The organism is Allobosea sp. 05T439, from assembly GCF_056396005.1.
The window spans coordinates 80,092-102,765 of record NZ_JBFTKP010000017.1 but is presented as its reverse complement, the minus strand read 5'-3'; the positions used below and the strand labels follow the sequence as shown (position 1 = coordinate 102,765).

Here is a 22,674-nt window from a genome sequence, read left to right as displayed (position 1 = left end):
CGAAGAAGGAGCGCTTCACTGACGCGAACGCGCACGCGAATCAACCGCAGCGGATGGTTTCGCGCTCGGTCACGATCCAGTCGAGCTTGCGGTCATGGGGCTCATCGGGAACAGCCGCGATCTCCTGCGCACCATAGGCGAGGCCGATCGTAGTGACCGCTCCGAGCTCGGTGAGCGTGCGGTCGTAATAGCCTTTGCCGTAGCCGATGCGGTAGCCGCGGCGGTCGAAGGCCGCAAGCGGCACAAGCAGGATGCTCGGCCTTGCCTGCGGCTGTTGCGGCTCGGGCACCAGCGTACCGAAGCCACCGGGCACGATCGGCTCCCATGGCGCCCAGCTCCGGAAAATCATCGCGCCATTGACGATAGCCGGCAGGCAGAGCGGAACGCCCCGCGCGTGCAGGGCTTCCAGAACCGGGCGGGGGTCGGCCTCGGAGCGCATCGGCCAATAGGCCGAGACGGTTCCGCCTCCAGCCAGCGCCGGCAGCGCCAGGACGCCGGCGACGATGGCCTGATCCCATTCGAGCCGGTCATCGATCTCAAGCGCGTCACGGCGCGCGAGCGCCTCGATCCGCAACTCGCTCTTGCCGCGGAGCGGCGTCGTTTGAAGGTCAGTATGCATGGAGAAAGCGCGGAGCCACCTTGGCCGTGGAGTTTTCGATCCCGGGACACCTACTAAGTAGGTGGGCGCCATATGTCTGGGTCCAGGGACCCAGTCAGGGACAGCTCCCGAGGAGATCGTATGGGCCCGGGAATACATACTCTCACGCACCGGGCAGCCCCGCCAGAACTATGTAGGACGCTCGCCGGCAAAGCGCCAGTGGCGAGTTGCAGCCGGCGCACAGGATGCTGGCTCACGCCGAGAAGAACTCTCGCACGTCCCGGGTGAGCTGCTGCAACGTCGCCTCGAACGGCAGCAGGTCGGTGTCGATGATCAGATCGCTGAAGGGACGTTCCGCATAACCTTCATGCAGCATGACGCGGATGCGCTCATGCTCGTCCTCGTCGAATGCACGGCCGCGTGCCGCCGATGTGATACCCGCATAGGAGGCGCGCAGGCTGATGAAGAGCGGGCGAACGCCAGCATCCGTGAAATGACGCCGGTAGAAGATCCAGGTGCTACACCCCAGCGGATAGGCGATCACGACAACTGGCTGAACCGCGAGGATTGTCAGGCCAGTCCTGACCACGGATCGGCTCGTCCGCAGGATTGAGCGATACCAGGGCAGATCCGGATCCGAATGGTCGTCACCGTCGATGAAGCCGCCACCGAGTTCCGTGGCCAGCGCCTTGCCGAGTGTCGTCTTGCCGGCGCCGATCGGGCCGCTCAGGAAAATCGCATAGGGCTGCATCGCCGCTGTTTCACCCAGAGAACGCCTCGGGGCAATCGTCGCCCCCGCAGGGCACTGCCAGGCCGCCCGCACCAGTCCGTGCTGGATCACGCCGTCGATCGGATCGGGATAGGCGATGCCGTGCCTCGAGGCTTCAGCCGACTGGGCTTGGGATCAGGCTGCGCGCTACGCTTTCGATACGCTCTGCCGCAGTGACCAGCGCTTCGGCGGCGCGCTCCTCGACCTCGCCCAGGCGCTGATCGGCAGAGCCGGCGTCGCCGCGCACAGCCGCGAGCATGTTCTCCAGCGTCGCGACGCGTTCCTTGAGCTCCGACACCTCGTCGGCAACCATCAGCGCGGCCATCACATGCAGACGCATGTCGCCGATCTCGCCAAAAGCCTGGCGCATTTCATCGATCTTGCCGTCATAGAGATTGGCGAGCCCTTCGAGATGGGCTTCCTCGCCGTCGCCGCAGGCCATGCGATAGGCCTTGCCCGCGATCGTGACATTCACCTGCGGCATCACGCCCTCCGTATTCAGTGCTCGCGCGCCTCGGCGCGGGCGATCACGTCACCCACCGCGCCCAACGCCTTCTCCAACCTGCGTTCGACGTCGCCCGCCGCGGTTTCGACCTGGCCGACGCGCGCGATCGCGCCATCGAGCTCCGCTGCGAGCCGGGCCCTGTCATCCTGCATCAAGGTCAGCTCGGTTTCGAGGTTGGCCCGTCCGCGCTCCGCCTCGATGCGTCGGCGCGCAGCCGCCTCGAGTTGCGCGAGTGCGCTATCGAGTCGCGCAAGCGCATTGTCCAGCATCAGGCTCGCCACGGTCGTCTCCTCCCTTTCAGTTCGAAGCCGGCTCCATGATTCGCGAGCCTAAAGCAGGATATGAGCAAGTGGGAAACGCTTTCGGGCAGATATTCGCAGCTCTCAACTGTGATAGCAGCCCCCTGATGAATTGACTCCGGGAGAGCGGGCATCCTATCGAGCACCCGCACGAAAACGATGCCCCGAAAGCCTACCGGACCGTCGCCCTCATGCCCTTCCGGCATGGTTCGGACGCGGGACGCGCCCTTCCGCCCGCCGGAGCCAATGACACCATGACCACGATCGACCGCGCCCAGCACGACAAGCTCGCCAACGCCATTCGCGCCCTGGCAATGGATGGCGTCGAGCAGGCGAAGTCCGGCCACCCCGGCCTGCCGATGGGTGCAGCCGACGTCGCAACCGTGCTGTTTACCCGCGTCATGAACTATGACGCCGCCGATCCGCGCTGGCCGGATCGCGACCGCTTCATTCTCTCGGCCGGTCACGGCTCGATGCTGCTCTACGCCCTGCTCTATCTCACGGGCACGCCGGGCATGGAGCTCGACGACCTCAAGAAGTTCCGCCAGCTCGAGTCGAAGACCCCGGGGCATCCCGAGAACTTCATGACTGTCGGGGTCGAGACCACCACTGGCCCGCTCGGCCAGGGTCTCGCCACCGCAGTCGGCATGGCCATGGCCGAGCGCATGCTCGCCGCCGAGTTCGGCAAGAAGGTCGTCGACCACAAGACCTATGTCCTGGCCTCCGACGGCGACCTGATGGAAGGCATCAGCCAGGAAGCGATCGCGCTTGCCGGCCACCACAAGCTCAACAAGCTGATCGTGCTTTGGGACGATAACGGCATCTCGATCGATGGCCCGCTCTCGATCTCCGACTCGGTCGACCAGGTCGCGCGTTTCAAGGCCTGTGGCTGGCGCTCCGAGCGCGTCGACGGCCATGACCCCGACGCGATCGAGGCCGCGATCCGCCGCGCCCAGAAGTCGAACAAGCCGACCATGATCGCCTGCAAGACCGTGATCGGCTTCGGCGCACCGAAAAAGGCCGGCACCTCCAAGGCTCATGGCGAGCCGCTCGGCGCCGAGGAACTCGCAGCCGCGAAGGCCAAGCTCGGCATCACCGGCGCGGCCTTCGAGATTGCCCCCGACATCCTCAAGAGCTGGCGCGCCTTCGGCTCTGCCGGCCACCTCGCCCACAAGGACTGGCTCGCCCGGTTCGAGGCGCTGTCGCCACGCAAGCGCGCCGAGTTCGAGCGCCGCCTCGCCCACACGATTCCGGGCAAGCTCGACAAGGTGATCGTCGCCCACAAGAAGGCCCTTGCCGCCAACCCGGTCACCGTCGCGACCCGCAAGGCCTCCGAGCTCGCCCTCGACGTCATCGTGCCGGTGATGCCGGAGCTGGTTTCCGGCTCGGCCGACCTGACGCCATCGAACAACACCAAGGCGAAGGGGCTGGAAGACTTCACGCTCAAGACCCCGAAGGGGCGCTACATCCGTTACGGCATCCGCGAGCACGGCATGGCTGCCGCGATGAACGGCATCACCCTGCATGGCGGCTTCCGCACCGCCGGGGGCACCTTCCTGGTCTTCGCCGACTACGCCCGCCCCTCGATGCGTCTGGCGGCCCTGATGGGCCTGCCGGTCGTCTATGTCATGACCCATGACTCGATCGGCCTGGGCGAGGACGGCCCAACCCACCAGCCGGTCGAGCATCTCGCCTCGCTTCGCTCGATGCCGAACATGCGCGTGCTGCGCCCAGCCGACGCGATCGAGACGGCGGAAGCCTGGCAGATCGCGCTTGAGCGGACCGGAGGGCCGACCGTGCTGGCGCTCTCGCGCCAGAATCTCGCGCCGCTCCGCACGGATGGCACCGCGACCAACCGCTCGGCCAAGGGCGCCTATGAATTGCAGGCGGCCGAGGGCGGCAAGGCGCAGGTCTCGCTCTTCGCGTCCGGCTCGGAACTCGAGATCGCCGTTGCGGCCCGCAAGCTTCTGGCCGAGAAGGGCGTTCGCGCCCGTGTCGTCTCTGTACCCTCGCTCGAACTGCTGCTCGCTCAGGACGAGGCGACGCAGAACCAGATCATCGGCGAGGCCCCGGTCAAGATCGCGATCGAGGCCGCCGTCCGCTTCGGCTGGGATGCGGTGATCGGCCATGACGGCATCTTCGTCGGCATGGCCTCCTTCGGCGCCAGCGGCCCCTACAAGGACGTCTACAAGCATTTCGGCATTACGCCCGACGCAGTGGTCGAAGCCGCATTGAAGCGGCATAACGGCTGAGTTTTACCCGGACACTTGCGTTTGGCCATGCTTTGGCCGATTTGCCCGCGTGAATAACGGCCAACCCGCCGTGAATCGGCGAAGGAGAGGATTGAGATGACGGTCAAGGTGGCGATCAACGGCTTCGGCCGCATCGGGCGCAATGTTCTGCGCGCGATCATTGAGTCGAAGCGCAAGGATATCGAGGTCGTGGCGATCAACGATCTCGGCCCGGTCGAGACCAACGCCCATCTCTTCCGCTTCGACTCCGTCCACGGCCGCTTCCCCGGTACCGTGACAGTCTCCGGCGACACGATCGATGTCGGCCGTGGACCGATCAAGGTCACGGCGATCCGCGATCCCAAGGACCTGCCGCACAAGGCGCTCGGCGTGGACATCGCGCTGGAATGCACCGGCATCTTCACGACCCGCGACAAGGCGGCCGCCCATCTCGCCGCCGGCGCCAAGCGCGTGCTGGTTTCGGCGCCCTGCGATGGCGCCGACCTGACCGTGGTTTTCGGCGTCAACAACAACGCCCTGGCCACGGACCATCTCGTCGTCTCGAACGCCTCCTGCACGACGAACTGCCTCGCGCCAGTCGTGCGCGTGCTGCAGGACGCGGTCGGCATCGACAAAGGCTTCATGACCACGATCCACGCCTATACCGGCGACCAGCCGACGCTCGATACGATGCACAAGGATCTCTATCGCGGCCGTGCTGCCGCGTTGTCGATGATCCCGACTTCGACCGGCGCCGCCAAGGCGATCGGCCTCGTCATTCCCGAGCTGAAGGGCCGTCTCGACGGGACCTCGATCCGCGTGCCGACCCCGAACGTCTMGGTCGTCGACTTCAAGTTCATCTCGAAGCGCAAGACCACGGTCGAGAAGATCAACGAAGCCATCATCAAGGCCTCGAAGCGCGGTCCGCTCAAGGGCATCCTCGCGGTCACCGACCAGCCGAACGTCTCGATCGACTTCAACCACGACCCGGCTTCGTCGACCTTCGCGCTCGACCAGACCAAGGTTTTGGACGACAAGTTCGTTCGCATCCTGGCTTGGTACGACAACGAGTGGGGCTTCTCGAACCGCATGAGCGACACTGCCGTCGCGATGGCGAAGCTCATCTGACGCAACGGCCGGCGGGACCCCGCGCGCTGCCGGGCCCCGCCTGACCCTTCTCGAACGAACGGAACGCGCATGACCAAGATCGAGCCGACCGTCGCCGCGCCGGCGAGCCTCTCCGAACCCTCCATCGCTGCGCCCGGCGCATCGGGAGCAACGGTGACGGCTCTCTCCGCAGCCAGCCGGACCGAAGAGGTGGCGCCGACCGCGGAGCCGCGCAAGCTCGACCAACTCTCTCGCATCGAAGACAAGGCGGCGCGCATCGAGGAGAAGTTTGCCCGCTACGAGGCCGTCTTCACCCGAGCCGAAGCCTCGCTGGAGCGCAGTGCGGCCAAGGTCGAGACCGCGACCGGCGCCATGGACTTCGCGGGAATCCGCCAGGAGGTTGCGGCGCTGCGCGAACGCGTCGACGCGACTCCTCGTTCGGCGACCCTGTTCACGACCGCCCTCGTCACTGCCGTTCTCACCGTGCTGCTCACCATCCTGGTGCTGAAGTTCGGCGTGCCGGGCCTGTTTCCGGGACTTCTGCCACGATGAGCTTCCGCACGCTCGACGACGCCGATCTCGCCGGCAAGCGCGTGCTTGTCCGCGTCGACCTGAACGTGCCGATGGACGCCGGCAAGGTCACCGACACGACACGCATCGACCGTGTCCTGCCCACCATTCGCGAGATCTCGCAGAAAGGTGGCAAGGTCATCCTGCTCGCGCATTTCGGCCGGCCGAAGGGTCGCGATCCCAAGGATTCGCTGAAGCCGGTCGCCATGGCGCTTGCCCATCAGCTTGGCCAGCCGGTGATCTTCGTCGATGACTGCATCGGCGAGGACGCCGCCAAGGCCGTCGCCGCGGCCAAGAGTGGCGAAGTCCTGCTGCTGGAGAACACCCGCTTTCATGCGGGCGACGAGAAGAACGACGCCGCCTTCGTCCGGGCGCTCGCCGCCAATGGCGACATCTTCGTCAATGACGCCTTCTCCGCTGCCCACCGTGCCCATGCTTCGACCGAGGGCCTCGCCCATGTGCTGCCGGCCTATGCCGGTCGCACCATGCAGGCCGAGCTGGAAGCGCTGAGCGCCGGGCTCGACAATCCCGCCCGCCCGGTCATGGCGATCGTCGGCGGCGCCAAGGTCTCCACCAAGCTCGAGCTGCTCGGCAACCTGGTGAAGAAGGTCGACGTCCTCGCCATCGGCGGCGGCATGGCCAATACCTTTCTGGCCGCGCGCGGCGTCGATGTCGGCAAGTCGCTCTGCGAGCATGATCTCCTCGCTACCGCCCGCGAGATCGACGAGAAGGCCAGGATTGCGGGCTGCGAGATCATGCTGCCGGTCGATGCGCTGGTCGCCCGTGAGTTCAAGGCCAATCCCGGACACCGCGTCGTGCCGATCACCGAGGTCGCTGCCGACGAGATGATCCTCGATGCTGGCCMGCTCAGCGTCGCCGAGGTCGTGCTCAAGCTCGACACCGTCAGGACGCTGGTGTGGAACGGCCCCTTCGGCGCCTTCGAGCTGCATCCTTTCGACACGGCGACGGTCACAGTCGCCAAGGCTGCGGCCGAGCGCGTCAAGGCCGGCCGGCTCGTGGCCGTTGCCGGCGGCGGCGACACCGTTGCAGCAATGAACCATGCTGGCGTCGCCGACGACCTGTCCTATGTCTCGACGGCGGGCGGTGCCTTCCTCGAGTGGATGGAAGGCAAGGCCCTGCCGGGGGTCGAGGCGCTGCGGACGCGGTAAGCCGCAATGCCTTCATCTTCCTGTTCCACGTCTGCACAGCAGGTCTGGCAGGGCTCCAATCGAACAATCGACGTGCCTGCCGACTTCGTCGGCTGGCCGGGGCCGCGCTGGTTGCCGATCGGCATCACCGGCCTTCTGGCTGCGGGCCCGGTGACTGAACCTCAGTCATCCTTGGACATATGCTCGGCTATGCGCTCCCCGGAAGAGCTCGTCCAAAAGCAGGGACATGACCCTGCAGGCCTGGTCACGATGGCCGAGACCATACCGGCGACTTTGCCGAGCAGGCGCGCCTCATGGGAGCGCGCGGCCACGAACTGCATTCACGCTGCGGCCGCTTTCGCTTTGCCATGACGGGTCATCCGCACTAAATCCTCCCCGAACGCTCTAAGCCCAAAGGGAGGACCATCGTGGCCCGCATCACGCTTCGCCAACTGCTCGACCATGCCGCCGAGAACGATTACGGCGTGCCCGCCTTCAACATCAACAACATGGAACAGGCACTGGCGATCATGGCCGCAGCGGACGCGACCGATGCGCCCGTCATCATCCAGGCCTCGCGCGGCGCCCGCTCCTACGCCAACGACATCATGCTCAAGCACATGATGGACGCCGTCACCGAGATCTATCCGCATATCCCAGTCTGCGTTCACCTCGACCACGGCAACGAGCCGGCGACCTGCATGACCGCGATCCAGGCCGGCTTCACCTCGGTGATGATGGACGGCTCGCTCAAGGCCGACGGCAAGACCCCGGGGGACTGGGACTACAATGTCGGTGTGACCAAGACGGTGACCGAGATGGCTCATCTCGGCGGCATCTCGGTCGAGGGCGAGCTCGGTGTGCTCGGCTCACTGGAAAGCGGCGAAGGCGAGAAGGAGGACGGCCATGGCTTCGAGGGCAAGCTCTCCCACGACCAGCTCCTGACCAATCCAGAGGAGGCCGTGAAATTCGTCGCCGAGACCAAGGTCGATGCGCTCGCCATCGCCATGGGCACCTCGCACGGCGCCTACAAGTTCACGCGCAAGCCCGACGGCGCGATCCTCGCCATGCATGTCATCGAGGAGATCCACAAGAAGCTGCCGAACATGCATCTCGTGATGCACGGCTCCTCCTCCGTGCCGCAGGACCTGCAGGACATCATCAACCAGTATGGCGGCAAGATGCCCCAGACCTGGGGCGTACCGGTCGAGGAGATCCAGCGCGGCATCAAGCACGGCGTGCGCAAGATCAACATCGACACCGACAATCGCATGGCCATGACTGGCCAGATCCGGAAGATCCTCTCCGAGCATCCCGGCGAATTCGACCCGCGCAAATATCTGAAGCCCGCCATGGAGGCAATGACCAAGCTCTGCACGCTGCGCCTGCAGGAGTTCAACACCGCCGGACAGGCCTCGAAGATCAAGCGCGTCGCCACCACCGCCGAGATGGCCAAGCGTTACGCCAAGGGCGAGCTCGACCCGACCTTTGCGGGCAGGGCCGCGTAAGTCACACCGCTCGGACGGACGGACGGACGGATCGGCGCGGCGCGGCGCAGAGTCGCGACCCAGGCCTGAACCCACCGAACAGAAACGCCCGGCCTTTCGCCGGGCGTTTCACTTTGAAAAGGGAGCCGTGGCAGCTCCGCGACAGGCGCCGCGGACATGAGCCGGTTTCGTCCCTGCCCTTCCGGGCGCCGTGCTTTTCTGGTTCAAGGAAAGGCCCGTCTGGCCGCGCACTCCCTGCGCGGCTTACCTTACTGCCGCGGTAGTGCCCGATGTCGATCGTCTTTTCCGCGCTGGTCGCGGTCTTTGTCGGCTTTGCCGCCTCCGTCGCGGTCGTGCTTGCCGCGGCGCAAGCCATTGGGGCGACACAGGCACAGACGGTGTCCTGGATCGTCGGGCTCGCCATCGCCAAGGGGCTCGCCAGCATCTGGCTGTCCTGGCGCCATCGGATGCCGATCATTTGCGCCTGGTCGACACCCGGCGCCGCTCTGATCGCGGCCGCAAGCGGCTTTGATCTCGCAGCCGCGATCGGCGGTTTCCTCGCCGCTGCGGCGCTGATGATGCTGACCGCCACTTTCCGGCCGCTCGGCGCGCTGATCGAGCGGATTCCGATGACCATCGCCTCGGCCATGCTCGCCGGCGTCATCTTCCGCTTTGTCGTCGCCGTCTTCGACGAGATGAAGCTGCAACCCGCCCTTGTCCTGACGCTGCTCGCCGTCTTCCTGGTCGCGCGCCTGATCAACCCGTTTCTTGGCGTCATCGCCGCGCTCGCTGCCGGCCTGGCGCTGAGCTTTGGAACCGGCCTCGCAACCCTGCCCGGCGGCGACATGGCGCTGACCGAACTCGTCCTGACCTGGCCGCGCTTTGACCTGACCGCGATCATCGGCATCGGCATCCCGCTCTATCTCGTCACCATGGCCGCGCAGAACCTGCCGGGCTTCGCCGTGCTGCGCGCCGCCGGCTATCATCCGCCGACTTCGCCCAGTCTGTTCGTCACCGGGCTGATGTCCTTCATCACGGCGCCGACCGGCGCGCATATGGTCAATCTCGCAGCGATCAGCGCCTCGATCTGCACGGGCGCCGACACTCATCCCGACCCCAAGCAACGCTGGAAGGCCGGCATCGCCTACGGCCTGTTCTGGCTATGCATCGCCGCGACAGCCGGTCTGCTGCTCGCGCTCATCATCGCCATGCCCAAGGCACTGATCGTCGCGGTCGCGGGACTCGGCCTCATCGGCTCGCTGACAGGCGCGCTCGGCCAGTCCATGGCCAAGGATTCCGAGCGCTTCGCCGCCGTCATCACCTTCGCCGTTGCGGCGTCCAGCCTCTCGCTTTTCGGCGTCGGTTCCGCCTTCTGGAGTCTGGTCGCCGGGCTTGCGGTCTTGACATTGGACGCTCTCGCAGGCCGTTTGCGCGCAAGATCATGACCATGACAACCTCACAGACCCGCCTCATGCTCGTCACTCCGCCCGTCGCGGATGCCGAGGCCATGTCATTCCGCCTGATGCAGGCCTTCGCCGGCGGCGACGTCGCCGCCGTGCTGCTCCGCCTCACCGAGGGCGACGACCGCAGCCGGATCGAGCGCGTCAAGCGCATCGCCGGGCCCGTTCAGTCGAACAGCGTTGCGCTTGTCGTCGAAGGTTCCGCGCTGATTGCGACACGCGGTGGCGCCGATGGCGTGCACCTGGTCGACGGCCCGGAGGCGATCCGCGAGGCGCGCTCCAGCCTGCGCGATGAGCGCATCATCGGCGCCGGCGGCCTGCGCGCCCGGCACGACGCCATGGATGTCGGCGAGGCAGGCGTCGACTACGTGATGTTCGGCGAACCGCGGCCTGACGGCTCGATGCCGCCTTTGCCGGCCGTCGTCGAGCGCGCCACCTGGTGGGCGGAGATCTTCGAGACGCCATGCGTCGCCTATGCGCCCGACGCGGCATCCGTGCCGGCACTTGTCGAAACCGGCGCCGAATTCATCGCGCTCGGCGAATGGGCCTTTGGCGAAGATCAGGACATCCGCGCCCTTGTCGAGGCCGCCAATGCGGCGATTGCCGCCTGCGCAACCCGGAAGGCCGGCCGGTGAGACGCCTTCGGCGCAACCTGCTGCTCGTCGGGCTGGCGCTCGCGCCGGCCGGGCTTGCGTCGGCCGCCGATATCGACCTTGCCTATGGCGCCCTTCAGGCTGGCCATTATCGCAGGGCTCAGGAAGAGGCGCTAAAGCGCGTCGAGGCTGATAACACTGACGCTGCTGCCATGACACTGCTCGGCGAAATCTATCGCCAGGGTCTCGGCGTCCCGGAAAACACCACGGCCGCCACCGAATGGTATGAGCGCGCAGCCGACCGTGGCGACATCAACGCCGTCTATGCGCTCGCCATCGCATTGCTCGACCAGCGCAGCAGCAAGCGCGACCCCGCCAAGGCCGGCCAGCTGCTGGAACGTGCCGCCGCAGCCGGGCATCCGGCCGCCAACTACAACCTGGCCCTGGCGCTGCTCGCGACAGGCAAGGAGGCCGACGACAAGCGGGCTATTGCCTCTCTCGAAATCGCCGCGAAAGCCGATATCGGCGATGCCGAACACGCGCTGGGCACGCTTTACAATCAGGGCCGCGGCGTGCCGCAGGACAATGCGAAGGCCGCCGAATGGATGGCGAAGGCGGCACAGAGCGGCAATGTCGCGGGCGAGATCGAATATGCGATCATGCTGTTCAATGGCGAGGGCGTCGCCACCGACGAAACAGCTGCCGCCAGGCTCTTCCTGCGCGCCGCCTACAAGGGCAATGCGATAGCGCAGAACCGCATCGCCCGTCTCTATCTGGCTGGCCGCGGCATCGCTCCCGACAGTGCCGAGGCCGCTGCCTGGCATCTCGCCGCCAGGGCCCAGGGCCTCGACGATCCCATGCTCGACCAGTTGCTTGATCGCATGACACCTGAGCAGATGAACCGGATCGCACGCGTCGCCGCCGACCGGATCGAGGGCACGGCCTTGACTACGCCGAGCCAGCCGAGCAAGTGACGGCAGAATTTCCAGGCCGGAGCGATGGCGCTGCCGGCCTTCTCGCGTTCAAGGCGCGCATGAGGTTTTAGATGATCCGCTCTCCCCTGATGACCGTGATGACCGACGCCGTGATGAAGGCGTCCCGTTCGCTGAAGCGCGACTTCGGCGAAATCGAGAACCTGCAGGTGCTCGCCAAGGGCCCGGGTGATTTCGTCTCGAAGGCCGACCACAAGGCCGAGAGCATCCTGCGCGAATCGCTGGAGAAGGCCAGGCCAGGCTACGGCTTCGTCATGGAGGAGAGCGGCGTCGTCCACGGCACCGACGAGAGCAACCGCTGGCATATCGACCCGCTCGACGGCACCCATAACTTCCTGCGCGGCATTCCGCATTGGAACATCTCGGTGGCGCTGGAGCGCGACAACCAGTTCGTCGCGGGCATCGTCTATGATGCAGCCAAGGACGAGCTCTTCATCGCCGAGAAGGGCAAGGGCGCCTATGTCAACAACCGCCGGATGCGCGTTTCCGGCCGCCGTGAGCCGACCGACATGCTGATCGGCATGGGCGTGCCGCATATCGGCAAGGGCGGCCACCCGCTCTTTCTGCGCGAGCTCGGCGCCGTCATGACGCGCTTTGCCAATGTCCGCCGCCTGGGCTCCGCTGCGCTCGACATCGCCTATGTCGCGGCCGGCCGGATGGACGCTTACTGGGAACGCGGCCTCAACACCTGGGATTTCGCGGCGGGCGCCGTGATGATCCGCGAGGCTGGCGGTACCTTCGGCACCCTCGATGGCAAGCAGCCGACCAGCGCCAAGGATATCATCTGCGGCAACGAAGTCGGTGAACAAGCGCTTCGCGCCGCGCTCAAGACGGCTGGCTGACATACAGCTTTGATCTTTCACGCTTGATCATGGCGCAGCGGGAGGCGACAGTCTGCCTCCAGCGTTGAGGCCGTGGACAGGGGTGACCGGATTCGGGTCCACCCCGCTGACGGCCGGATGGTTGATGAGAGACGCCGGCTCGGGATCACCCGGGAGTGGCAGGCTCCAGGCGAACGGAAGACGAGGCATGGACAGAGAGGTCCCAGCGGCCGAGATGGGCACGGTCGCGACGACACGGGAAACCACCCGCTTTTCGCGGCCGCTGCGCTACGCGATCCGCGCAATCCTGTTCCTTGCCCTGATCGGATTCCTGGGCTTCATCCTCCAGGGCGGCCTCGTCACGGCCTTCATGACCAATCCCGGTCTCAACGGGCTCATCCTCGGCGCGCTCCTGGTCGGAGCGCTGATCGCACTGCGTGAGCTCTGGCGCGTCAACAGCGAAGCGGCCGCTGCGACCCGCCTCGCCGCAGCGCCCGGGCTCGCCGATGTCGAGCGCGGCCAGGTCATTGCCCCGCTCGGTCCCGTGCTGCCGGCCCTCGACGCCGGGACCCTCGCCCCCACTCAAGCGGCCTCCGTACTCGAATCGATTGCGGTCAGGCTCGACGACGGTCGTGAGGTCCTGCGCTATCTCGCAGGCCTGCTTGTCTTCCTCGGCCTGCTCGGCACCTTCTGGGGCCTCCTCGAAACCGTGAGCTCGGTCGGAAACGTCATCAAGAGCCTGCGCACCGGCGCTGAAGCCGGCGTGCTCTTCGACGAACTCAAGGCCGGCCTTGCCGCACCGCTTGCCGGCATGGGCCTCTCCTTTTCGTCTTCGCTCTTCGGCATCGCGGGCTCGCTGATCCTCGGCTTCCTGGAACTGCAGGTCGGCCAGGCACAGCGCCGCTTCCGCAACGAACTCGAGAGCTGGCTCGGCTCGCGCAGCCGGGAGGCGGCCTCGGCCGTCGCGGCCCCCGGCTTCGCCCCCGAGATCGGCCGCAATCTCGGCGACAAGCTCGACCGGCTCAGTGCAGCGCTGGCCGACGGCCCCAATAACCGCGCCGCCACTCAGGCCATCTCGAACCTTGCCGAAGGCGTGCAGGGGCTGGTCCAGCATATGCGCGCCGAACAGCAGCTGATCCGCGATTGGGTCGAGGCGCAGGCTGCGCGCGAGAAGGATCTGAAGCGCCTGATCGAGCGGCTGACCGCAAACGGCGTCTCCGAGCCATGATCCGCTCGTCGGGCTCATTGACGAAGGCGTACGCGAAGCCGAAGGAGGCCTGAAGCCATGGCTTTGTCTCGCACCTACCGCCGTGAGCAGCTGAATTTCTGGCCCGGCTTCGTCGATGCCCTCTCGACGATGCTGATCGGCATTGTCTTCCTGCTCTCGGTCTTCGTGCTCGGTCAGTTCTTCCTGTCGCAGGAATTGACCGGCAAGGACACCGCGCTGGAACGGCTGAATCGCCAGATATCAGAGCTGTCCGACCTGCTTGCGCTGGAGCGCGTCTCCAACCGGCAGGCCCAGGAGAACCTGCTCCTGATGCAATCGACCCTGACGCGCGAACAGAGCGAGCGCGGCCGCTTGCAGGGTGCGCTCGAAGCGCAGGCGACGAACGGACCAGCCCAGCTTGCCGACACCCAGAAAGCGCTCGACGCGGAGAAGCAGCTCTCGGCGAGAGCCCAGGCGACGGTCGAGCAGGTCAACATGCAGATCCAGGCCATGCGCCGGCAACTCGCTGCGCTCGAGCAGGCCATCGAGGCTTCCGAAGCCAAGGACAAGGAATCGCAGGCCCGTATTGCCGATCTCGGCTCGCGCCTGAATGTCGCCCTCGCCCAGCGCGTGCAGGAACTGGCGCGCTATCGTTCCGACTTCTTCGGCCGTCTCAGGCAGGTGCTCGGTGCACGTCCCGACATCCGCGTCGTCGGGGACCGTTTCGTCTTCCAGTCAGAGGTGTTCTTCGATGCCGGCCAAGCCGTGCTGAAGCCTGAAGGAAAGGCCGAACTCGACAAGCTCGCAACCATCCTGACCGATCTCGGCCATGAGATGCCACCCGATATCCCGTGGATCCTGCGCGTCGACGGCCACACCGACGCACGCCCGATCCGCTCCGCACAGTTCCCGTCCAACTGGAGCCTGTCGACGGCGCGTGCGGTCGCGGTTGTCGAGTATCTGATCACACGCGGCCTCCCCGCCGATCGCATCGCTGCAACCGGGTTCGGCGAGTTCCAACCCCTCGATCTCGCCAGCAACGACGAAGCCTATCGCCGCAATCGCAGGATCGAGTTCAAGATCACGGAGCGGTAGGGGAAAGCCGCTCCTGCGGCCTCCCCACCCCGTATCGCGCCCATCCAGCCAAACGCCTTGACCGGAAGGGCATGCGAGACGCTGGCGCCAATCCTAAAATGCCAGCTTCGAACGCTGCTGGCCGGTCTCGTCGAAATTATCCGGGCTGAGCCAGGCCTCGTAGCCGGCCTTCAGGCGCGGCCAGTCGCCATCGACCATCGCGAACCAGGCCGTATCGCGGTTTCGCCCCTTGGTGACCATGTGCTGGCGGAACACGCCCTCCGGCGTGAAGCCGAAGCGCTGCGCGGCGCGCTTCGAGGGCTCGTTGAGGTTATTGCACTTCCACTCGAAACGGCGATAGCCGAGCGTGTCGAAGGCATGGCTGGCAAAGAGATAGAGCGCCTCGGTCGCGACGCGACCGCGAGCGATCGCGGGTCCCCACAGAATGTTGCCGATCTCAATCACACCATGTGCAGGCTCGATCCGCATCAGCGCCTGGCGTCCCTCGGCCCGACCGGTCCTCTTGTCGATCACGGCAAAGAACAGCGGATCGGGCGAGGCTGACGCCTTCTCGAGCCAGGGACCGAAGGCTGCCAGATCGGCCGGCGCCTCCTCGAACAGATAGCGGAAGCGGTCCTCCGCGCCTGGTTGCTGGGCTGAGGCGAAGAGATCCTTACCGTGCCGCGCAGCCTCCAGCGGCTCGAGCCGAGTGTATCGCCCATCCAGCGCTACGCGTTCCGGACGCGGCACGCCCTTCCAATGTGAGAGATCCATGATGCGTTCCTGATGTCGAACCGGGCTGAAGACCGGAACCGGCGACAGTTGTCGGGATTGCCGGTAGGACATAAACTGCCACTTCATGGATTTTCATCAGACCACTTTGGACGTCGCGACAACACCTCCGCATCCGGTGTGGTCTCCGCTCGATCGGGCCGCGGGCGATCTAGAAGGACAGGTCTACCGCGCGGTACGGGACCGCATCCTGCAGGGCCAATTGCTTGCAGGTCAGCGCCTGCCGTCGACGCGCGTTTTGGCCAACGCTCTTGGTGTCGCCCGCTCGACGGTCGTCCTGGCCTATGACCGGCTCAAAGCGGAAGGATATCTTGAGGCCGCGTCCGGATCGGCCAGTCGCGTTGCCCCCGTTGCGAAGCTGCCCTCCCCGGGACCGGATCGCGCCGAGCCGACCACTCCATGGCCGAGCGCCGAACCGCCCGCCCAGAAACTCTTCGAGCCCGGCATCCCGGACCTGGCCGGTTTTCCGCACGCAACCTGGGCGCGATGCCTGGGCGCCCGAGCCCGCTCGCTGCGGATTCACGATCTCGGCTACGGCGACGCCGGTGGCATCCGCGAGTTGCAGGAAGCGATCATCGCTCATGTCGCCGACCGGCGCGGGGTTGTCGCGCGGCCTGAGCAGGTCCTCGTCCTTCCCTCGACCAGGGCGGCGATCGGCCTGCTCGCGTCCATCCGGCTCCAACCCGCCGCAAGCGATGCCAGCATCGCCTGGATGGAAGAGCCAGGATACCCGGCGGCACGGGCCTTGCTGCAGGCGGCCGGAGCACGCATCGTCCCGGTCCCCTGCGACAGTGCAGGGATCGATGTCAGCAAGGCCTCCGGCCCGCCGGCGCGGCTGATCTATGTCACGCCCTCGCATCAATACCCCACTGGCGCAACGATGAGCCTGCAACGACGACTGGCCTTGCTGGAGGTCGCGCAAGCCAGCGGAGCTCTGATCATCGAGGACGATTACGACAGCGAATTCCAGTACGCATCCCGCTCGATCGCGGCGCTGCAGGGCATCGATCGGAACAATGTCGTCGCCTATCTCGGCACGTTCTCGAAGGTTCTGGCACCGGGGGTAAGGGTCGCCTATGCGATCGTTCCACCCTGGCTGCTGGAAGACGCCCATGTCGGCCTGCAACTCCGAGGCGCGGTTGTACCGATCCATGTTCAGGCGGCGCTTGCCGATTTCATCCGAGAGGGGCGGCTGCGCGCCTATATTCGCAAGATGAACGCTGCCTATGCCGCGCGCATGGCCATGAGTATGGCGGCCCTGAGCCATCATTGCGGTCAGGTTCTGCACCTCGGCGGCGGTACAGGTGGCCTCCAGCTGGCCGCATGGTTCAAGGATCAGCGTGCCGATGATCGCGCCACGGCTCACCATCTCAGCCAGCACGGCTATGCGATGCAGCCCATGTCGCGCTTCCATCTTGGTCCGCCCCGGACCGGGCTCGTCTTCGGCATCTCGCGCGTGACCGCCGACACGGTCGAGGAGGTTGTGGCGAAACTCGGTCGGTTGCTCCCGGCGTAACCGCGAGACCGTTCAGGCGGCGGCGCGCCGGATGACATCGGGCCCCGAACCGTGGCTCGCCTGCCTGTCGTGATAGAAGGCGATGAACTCCTTGGCGGGGAGCGGTTTTGCAAAGAACCAGCCTTGGGCAAAATGCACGCCGTGATCGAGCAGGTAATCGAACTGCTCCCGGGTTTCGACGCCTTCTGCGACGATGAACAGGTTCAGCGTCTTGGCCATGTCGATGATGTGAGAGGTCACCGAACTGGTCGCCGTGTTCCGGCCGATCGTGTCGATGAAGGATTTGTCGATCTTGAGGGCGTCCAGCGGCAGGCCCTGCAGATATTGCAGGCTCGAATAACCCGTCCCGAAATCGTCGATCGCCACGGAATGACCGAGCTTGCGGGCCTGAATGATCGTCTCCCGCGCCGGATTGATATCGATGAAGCCGCGCTCGGTCGCCTCGAGCCAGATCTGCTGCGGCCTTATGCCCGTCGGCGCGAGCGCGGTCTGGATGAACGACAGAATCCGCCCGGTCTTGATATCGTCCGCACAGAGATTGACCGCGATGTGCAAGGACCGGTCGGTCACCAGCAGCGCCTTCATATCGAGGATCACCACGTCGATGATCTGATCGGTGATCGGCATGATCAGCCCGCTTTCTTCCGCAAGCGGAACAAAGAGATCCGGCTGCACCAGGGAGCCATCGGGGCGCCGCCAACGCACGAGGGCCTCGGCACCGACGCAGATGCCGGTCTCGAGCTCGATGATCGGCTGATAATGCACGATGAATTCGCGGTTGCGCACCGCGATCGTCAACTCCCCCAACGGAGACAGGCGCTTTCGGGACAGCCAGATGATGATGCCGACGATGAAGGCCGCGATGAAGGCCCCGACCGGCAGAAGCAGCATTCGTTCCCGCCGGAGGGGCCTCAACAGGCTCTCGCGCGACTGGGCCGCCACTGCGACCCAGCCTTGAGCGCGGGCTGCTGCAAAGATGTTGTGATCATCCATGCCCGTGCGCGGATTGGCGAGCAGCTCGCGCAGCACCCCGGGATCTGGATCGTTCAGGGCACCGATCAGCACGCCCTGTTCGTTGCCGACGGCGATCTTGATGCCGGGGTCGACGATCACGTCAACCAGGCGCACCGGGTCGATCAGGACATTGTAGTCCCCGTGGTGCAGCGCCATCCTGGCATCGCCGCCGCTCACCATCGGCATCATCCTGACGATGACCTCGATGCCGTCTGCCGTCACGTAGTCGCCGGGAGAGTGGGCAATCCTGTCAGCCGTCTGACCCCAGGATGTACATTTCAGGATTCCGTCGCGAAAATACCCAACCTCGTCGATCGAGCGGTTGTTGATCGCGAGCCTGCGCATCGCGGCAATATGCTCCTCGGTGCAAGGCTCATACGGAGTGCCGGCGATGGTCCGGAGGGCCTCGCTCGCCCCGGCGAAGGCCGTCTCCGCGCGCACGATCACCCGCTTGGCAAACAGCTCCAGCCGGGCCTGCTCGGCGCGGACGGCAAGCGTCCAGGAAATATGGAGCATCACGGCGATCGGAAGGACTGCGCCGACCAGGGCTAGCACTGACGCGACAAGGATGATGTGAAAACGCTTCACGCTTGCGCCTTCGCGAATGGCGTGCACCCCATCAACGAGCGGAGCGTACGGGTTCCGGAACTGCTGCGCAATTTGCGTCACAGACGGAGCCGATGTCTTGTCGAACTGCAGGAATAGTGAATCGGCGCCCTGCAGGAATGACAAGGGCGTTACAATTCCCTGACGCGTTTGATCGGCGCGAACAGCCGGACATCTCCGAGAGCCAGCCGTTTCACCTCGCAAGACGGAGCCTCTACTCGTGCCGTGCGATGCCTCGCTTGAATCCCGCGACGCGGCTTGCGTGGAGCGCTCCGACCTTGAGGCGATCCGATTGAGGCGCGAGCTCCCGCCGCCATGCAGGAGGACAAAGCAAAGAGCCCGGGTACGATGACGGCGTGGCCGCCGTCATCGGGTCGCAAAACCGGGATTGCTGGGCATCGGCCCAGATTGCGCCCGGGGCGCTCGGCTACGCCGCCTCCAGCCCGAATTGCAGGGCAGCCAGCCTGGCATAGAGCCCACCTCTCGCCTTGAGCTCCGCGTGGGTGCCCTCCTCCACCACCTGGCCCTCGTCCAGAACCAGGATGCGATCGGCAGAAAGGATGGTGGCGAGCCTATGGGCGACCACCAGCGTGGTGCGGCCCTGCATCAGCCGGTCGAGCGCATCCTGGACCGCGCGTTCGCTTTCCGAATCGAGCGCGGAGGTGGCCTCGTCCAACAGCAGGATCGGCGCATCTTTCAGCACCGCCCGGGCGATCGCCAGACGCTGGCGCTGGCCGCCCGAGAGCGTGACGCCACGCTCGCCGACGACAGTGTCGTAACCCTGCGGCAGAGCACGGATGAAGCCGTCGGCTGCGGCCAGGCGGGCGGCTTCCTCGACCTCCTCGCGGCTCGCACCGGGGCGGCCATAGGCGATATTGTCCCGCACCGAGACACCGAACACGGTCGGTTCCTGCGGCACCAGCGCGAAGCGCTGCCGCCAGGCTTCCGGATCGGCGTCGGTCCCGGCGACGCCGTCGACCATGATGCGGCCTTCCGCCGGATCAAAGAAGCGCAGCGCAAGCTGCAGCACCGTGCTCTTGCCGGCACCGGATGGGCCAACCAGGGCAATGCGCTCGCCCGGGCGGACGCTGAAGGACATCTCGTGCAGCGCCAGGACCGTCCGCCCAGGATAGGAGAAGGAGACGCGTTCGAAGGCGAGTTCACCGAGCGATGGCTCGGGCATCGGCTTTGGATGCACAGGAGCGGTGATCGCCGGTTTGGTCGCGAGGATTTCGCCGAGGCGCCCGGCGGCACCGGTGGCGGCCGAAATCTCGCCATAAACCTCCGAGAGCTGTCCGAGCGAACTCGCAGCCAGCACCGCGTAGAGCACGAATTGCGAGAGCCTGCCGCCAGTCATCCGGCCGGCAAAGACATCCATCGCGCCGACCCAGAGCACGCAGACCACGCTGGCGCTGACCAGGAAGATCGCGACGCCTGAGAGGATGGCACGCGAGCGCGTCGCGGAGCGCGAGGCCGCATAGGCATCGTTCGAGGCACTCTCGAAGGCCCGGGCCGTCTGCCGCTCGGCCCCGAAGGATTGCATGGTGCGGATCGCACCGACCGCCTCCGAGGCGAAGGCCGAGGCATCGGCCAGACGATCCTGCGCCGCCCGCGCCCGGCGCCGGACCGAGCGTCCGGAGAAGACCAGCGGCAGCACGATCAGCGGGATCGCGGCGATGACGATGGCCGAAAGCTGGGGGCTCGTCACGACCATGAGCGCCAGGGCACCGAGAAACATGATGCCATTGCGCAATGCGATCGAGGCAGCCGAACCGAAGGCCGATTTGATCTGCGTCGTATCCGCCGTAAGGCGCGAGACGAGGTCGCCGGCGCGGCTCGAATCGAAGAATGCGGGCTCGAGCCGGGTCAGATGGGTGAAGACATCGGCGCGCAGGCTGGAAACGATGCGCTCGCCGATCGTCATCACCAGATAGAATCGCGCCGAGCTCGCCAGTGCCAGCACGGCGACGACCCCGATCAGCAGCATGAAATAATTGTGGGCGAGCGCCTGATCGCCGCCGGAGAACCCGACATCGATGACGCGACGGACCGCGAGCGGCAGCACCAGAGTCGCGCCCGAGGCGACGATCAGTGCGAGGATGGCCAGCGCGATCCGCCCCTTCTGCGCCAGCGCATAGGGCCAGAAGGAGGAGAGAGAATGGAAATCGGGGCGCGTCTTTTTCTGGTCTTCGTTATCTTCGGCCACGCTTCACTGTCCTGTCATGCTTGCGCTGTCGCTTCGCCTGCGCTATTGCGCTGGCGACTTCACGACAGGCTCATACGAATTGTTCGACGGGCCGGCCAGCTAGCCTGGTTATCGACCGTGCCCGCTTACGATTGAGGATTTCGCCATGAAGACCGGCATCCATCCCGACTACCACACCATCAAGGTCGTCATGACCGATGGCACCGAATACTTCACGCGTTCGACGCTCGGCAAGGAGGGGGACACCCTCAATCTCGACATCGACCCGAAGACCCACCCGGCCTGGACCGGCGGCACCCAGCAGCTGATGGACCGCGGCGGCCGCGTCTCGCGCTTCAATTCGCGCTTCGGCGCCCTCAGCGCGCTCGGCAAGAAGTAATTCGGCCGTCGATCGTCCCCGATCGACGCAGCCTGCAAACACAAAAGCCCGGCCTAGCGGCCGGGCTTTTTGCGTGTCGGGCGGCGATTGGTCGCGGTCGCGAGCCCCGCGCATCAGGCTCAGTTGAGCAGGGCGAGCCGCGATTGCAGGCTGCGGATCTGGCTCTGGACGGGGTTCGGAGTGACCTCGAACACGTCTGAACCGGACATCAGCCCTTCGAGGTGGCGGATGCGGTCCTGCAGACGGATGGAGTGGGCAATCAGATCGCGCAGCCTCTGCGGCAGGCGCATCGCCTCTTCCTGCACCGGCGACAGCATCGGCTCGGCGATCTTGACTTTGTTCTTCTCCAGCCGAGCCTGCTCTGCGGTCATCTCTCCTTCGGCCACGGCGCGCTGCACCAGGAGCCAGGAGGCGATCTGCATCAGCCGCGTCGTCAGGCGCATGCTTTCGGTCGCATAGGTCAGCGCAACATCGCGCGGGAGTGCCGCCGACTCGGCGCGGCCGTCGCCATCGAGGTAGCTCGCCGTCAGCTCGACCAGCGCCATGCCCTCGCGAAACAGCAGCATGAAGCCGTCCGATTTGACGAAGCCCCTTGCAAAGGAAAGTGCGCCTTCATCCGGCCCGGACTTCAGCAGCGTCATATCGGTCATCGCGACGTCTCCAATCGGCACAAAGGCGTGTGCGTCTGGGACGCGCCACGGATTGATACCGTCACAACGGCAAGAATAGCGCCGTTGCATTGTCGAGACTCTGGTAAGATGTTGTTAACCTTAACACGCCATGAAGGCCAAAAAAGAGCCGCCCCGAAGGCGGCTCGAAGGTCAACAGGGAGGCGTCAAACAGAGTGGGCAGGAGCCACTCGACATCCAGAGAAACTGGATGATCGGATTCATACTTTGGAATCGTTAAGGAGCGGTTAAGAACGCCGCCGCGCGAGCATATTTGCGCAAGGAAACGGCAGGATCGGGCGACGATTGCCCTCCTCCCGCGCCAGTCGGCCCGGTCGATGCGCGCTTATGGAATCCTGGCACGACGAAGCCTGAGCTATTCGTGCCGCGAGCCCCTGCCTCAGCCTATCTTGCGGAAAAAGGCATCCGCAGCMGAGCGCGAGGCATCCTTTTTGGCCCTGATCTCCATCAGGCGCGCGATCTCGGTCTTGAGCGCCTCGATGCGTTGATCGATCTCCGCGAGCGACAGCATCGCAAGATCCTGCCCGATCTGGTGAATGGGTTGCGGCGCGGGGCGGTCATCCTCTGAAAATATCGACATGGCTGCCTCATTTTCGAAACGCGACGGCGGA

General features: G+C 65.6%; 22 protein-coding genes and 1 other RNA gene. 13 read left to right on the top strand and 10 right to left on the bottom strand.

What is annotated here, in order from left to right; all coding sequences use genetic code 11:
- Positions 1–40: 40 nt before the first annotated feature.
- From AC1DIO_RS20345 to AC1DIO_RS20325, 5 genes are all read right to left on the bottom strand, one after another.
- On the bottom strand, positions 41–619 hold the full coding sequence (locus AC1DIO_RS20345) for a 5-formyltetrahydrofolate cyclo-ligase (protein WP_441506995.1): 579 nt from the start codon (positions 617–619) through the stop codon (positions 41–43).
- A gap of 8 nt (positions 620–627) precedes the next feature.
- A non-coding RNA gene (gene ssrS, locus AC1DIO_RS20340) (6S RNA) lies at positions 628–782 on the bottom strand.
- Positions 783–851: 69 nt separating this feature from the next.
- Positions 852–1,349, bottom strand: a complete 498-nt coding sequence (locus AC1DIO_RS20335; RefSeq protein ID WP_476832076.1) for a hypothetical protein — start codon at positions 1,347–1,349, stop codon at positions 852–854.
- 133 nt (positions 1,350–1,482) lie between these two features.
- The gene (locus AC1DIO_RS20330; RefSeq protein WP_069879404.1) at positions 1,483–1,851 is read right to left on the bottom strand and encodes a cell division protein ZapA; all 369 of its coding nucleotides are present in this window, start codon (positions 1,849–1,851) and stop codon (positions 1,483–1,485) included.
- A gap of 14 nt (positions 1,852–1,865) precedes the next feature.
- Positions 1,866–2,153: a DUF4164 family protein gene (locus AC1DIO_RS20325; protein ID WP_371331978.1), complete on the bottom strand. Its 288-nt coding sequence runs from the start codon at positions 2,151–2,153 to the stop codon at positions 1,866–1,868.
- Positions 2,154–2,425: 272 nt separating this feature from the next.
- On the opposite strand from AC1DIO_RS20325, the gene tkt reads away from it, so the two are divergent.
- The 11 genes from tkt (at position 2,426) to AC1DIO_RS20270 (ending at position 14,882) form a co-directional block, all read left to right on the top strand.
- Entirely contained in the window at positions 2,426–4,423 is a 1,998-nt protein-coding gene (gene tkt, locus AC1DIO_RS20320) for a transketolase (protein WP_476776087.1), read from the top strand.
- Positions 4,424–4,519: 96 nt separating this feature from the next.
- Complete coding sequence (gap, locus tag AC1DIO_RS20315) at positions 4,520–5,530, top strand: type I glyceraldehyde-3-phosphate dehydrogenase (protein WP_476853995.1); 1,011 nt, start codon at positions 4,520–4,522, stop codon at positions 5,528–5,530.
- Positions 5,531–5,599: 69 nt separating this feature from the next.
- A complete protein-coding gene (locus tag AC1DIO_RS20310; protein ID WP_441488204.1) occupies positions 5,600–6,061 on the top strand; it encodes a hypothetical protein in 462 nt (153 codons plus the stop codon).
- Positions 6,058–7,248: a phosphoglycerate kinase gene (locus AC1DIO_RS20305; protein ID WP_476853994.1), complete on the top strand. Its 1,191-nt coding sequence runs from the start codon at positions 6,058–6,060 to the stop codon at positions 7,246–7,248. The genes AC1DIO_RS20310 and AC1DIO_RS20305 overlap by 4 nt, the downstream gene beginning before the upstream one ends.
- Positions 7,249–7,655: 407 nt before the next feature.
- Complete coding sequence (gene fba, locus AC1DIO_RS20300; protein ID WP_441488201.1) at positions 7,656–8,735, top strand: class II fructose-bisphosphate aldolase; 1,080 nt, start codon at positions 7,656–7,658, stop codon at positions 8,733–8,735.
- Positions 8,736–9,004: 269 nt separating this feature from the next.
- Entirely contained in the window at positions 9,005–10,159 is a 1,155-nt protein-coding gene (locus tag AC1DIO_RS20295) for a benzoate/H(+) symporter BenE family transporter (RefSeq protein ID WP_476770455.1), read from the top strand.
- Between the two features lie 2 nt (positions 10,160–10,161).
- Positions 10,162–10,809, top strand: coding sequence for a thiamine phosphate synthase (locus AC1DIO_RS20290; protein WP_441488199.1), 648 nt, complete (start codon positions 10,162–10,164; stop codon positions 10,807–10,809).
- Complete coding sequence (locus AC1DIO_RS20285; protein ID WP_476770457.1) at positions 10,806–11,741, top strand: tetratricopeptide repeat protein; 936 nt, start codon at positions 10,806–10,808, stop codon at positions 11,739–11,741. Before AC1DIO_RS20290 ends, AC1DIO_RS20285 begins: the two co-directional genes overlap by 4 nt.
- A gap of 71 nt (positions 11,742–11,812) precedes the next feature.
- Positions 11,813–12,601 (top strand): inositol monophosphatase family protein, encoded by a 789-nt coding sequence (locus AC1DIO_RS20280; RefSeq protein WP_476770458.1) that lies wholly within the window; start codon positions 11,813–11,815, stop codon positions 12,599–12,601.
- Between the two features lie 214 nt (positions 12,602–12,815).
- Positions 12,816–13,808, top strand: a complete 993-nt coding sequence (locus tag AC1DIO_RS20275) for a flagellar motor protein MotA (RefSeq protein WP_441488349.1) — start codon at positions 12,816–12,818, stop codon at positions 13,806–13,808.
- Between the two features lie 57 nt (positions 13,809–13,865).
- Positions 13,866–14,882, top strand: a complete 1,017-nt coding sequence (locus AC1DIO_RS20270; protein WP_113513290.1) for a peptidoglycan -binding protein — start codon at positions 13,866–13,868, stop codon at positions 14,880–14,882.
- A gap of 93 nt (positions 14,883–14,975) precedes the next feature.
- Here AC1DIO_RS20270 and AC1DIO_RS20265 read toward each other — a convergent pair whose 3' ends face one another.
- On the bottom strand, positions 14,976–15,638 hold the full coding sequence (locus AC1DIO_RS20265; protein WP_441488348.1) for a GNAT family N-acetyltransferase: 663 nt from the start codon (positions 15,636–15,638) through the stop codon (positions 14,976–14,978).
- An 82-nt stretch (positions 15,639–15,720) separates the two neighbouring features.
- On the opposite strand from AC1DIO_RS20265, the gene pdxR reads away from it, so the two are divergent.
- Complete coding sequence (gene pdxR / locus AC1DIO_RS20260) at positions 15,721–17,169, top strand: MocR-like pyridoxine biosynthesis transcription factor PdxR (protein WP_476770459.1); 1,449 nt, start codon at positions 15,721–15,723, stop codon at positions 17,167–17,169.
- A 12-nt stretch (positions 17,170–17,181) separates the two neighbouring features.
- Here pdxR and AC1DIO_RS20255 read toward each other — a convergent pair whose 3' ends face one another.
- Both AC1DIO_RS20255 and AC1DIO_RS20250 read right to left on the bottom strand, forming a co-directional pair.
- Positions 17,182–18,771 (bottom strand): EAL domain-containing protein, encoded by a 1,590-nt coding sequence (locus AC1DIO_RS20255; RefSeq protein ID WP_441506990.1) that lies wholly within the window; start codon positions 18,769–18,771, stop codon positions 17,182–17,184.
- A gap of 445 nt (positions 18,772–19,216) precedes the next feature.
- Entirely contained in the window at positions 19,217–20,995 is a 1,779-nt protein-coding gene (locus tag AC1DIO_RS20250) for an ABC transporter transmembrane domain-containing protein (RefSeq protein ID WP_441506989.1), read from the bottom strand.
- A gap of 145 nt (positions 20,996–21,140) precedes the next feature.
- Between AC1DIO_RS20250 and rpmE the strand changes: the two genes are divergently transcribed.
- On the top strand, positions 21,141–21,374 hold the full coding sequence (gene rpmE, locus AC1DIO_RS20245; RefSeq protein WP_043238453.1) for a 50S ribosomal protein L31: 234 nt from the start codon (positions 21,141–21,143) through the stop codon (positions 21,372–21,374).
- A gap of 119 nt (positions 21,375–21,493) precedes the next feature.
- Here the strand turns inward: rpmE and rcdA are convergent, their stop codons facing one another.
- Together rcdA and AC1DIO_RS20235 are read right to left on the bottom strand one after the other, a co-directional pair.
- Positions 21,494–22,024, bottom strand: coding sequence for a protease adaptor protein RcdA (rcdA, locus tag AC1DIO_RS20240; protein WP_113513280.1), 531 nt, complete (start codon positions 22,022–22,024; stop codon positions 21,494–21,496).
- A gap of 418 nt (positions 22,025–22,442) precedes the next feature.
- Entirely contained in the window at positions 22,443–22,643 is a 201-nt protein-coding gene (locus tag AC1DIO_RS20235; protein WP_069879389.1) for a DUF1192 domain-containing protein, read from the bottom strand.
- Positions 22,644–22,674: the final 31 nt, after the last annotated feature.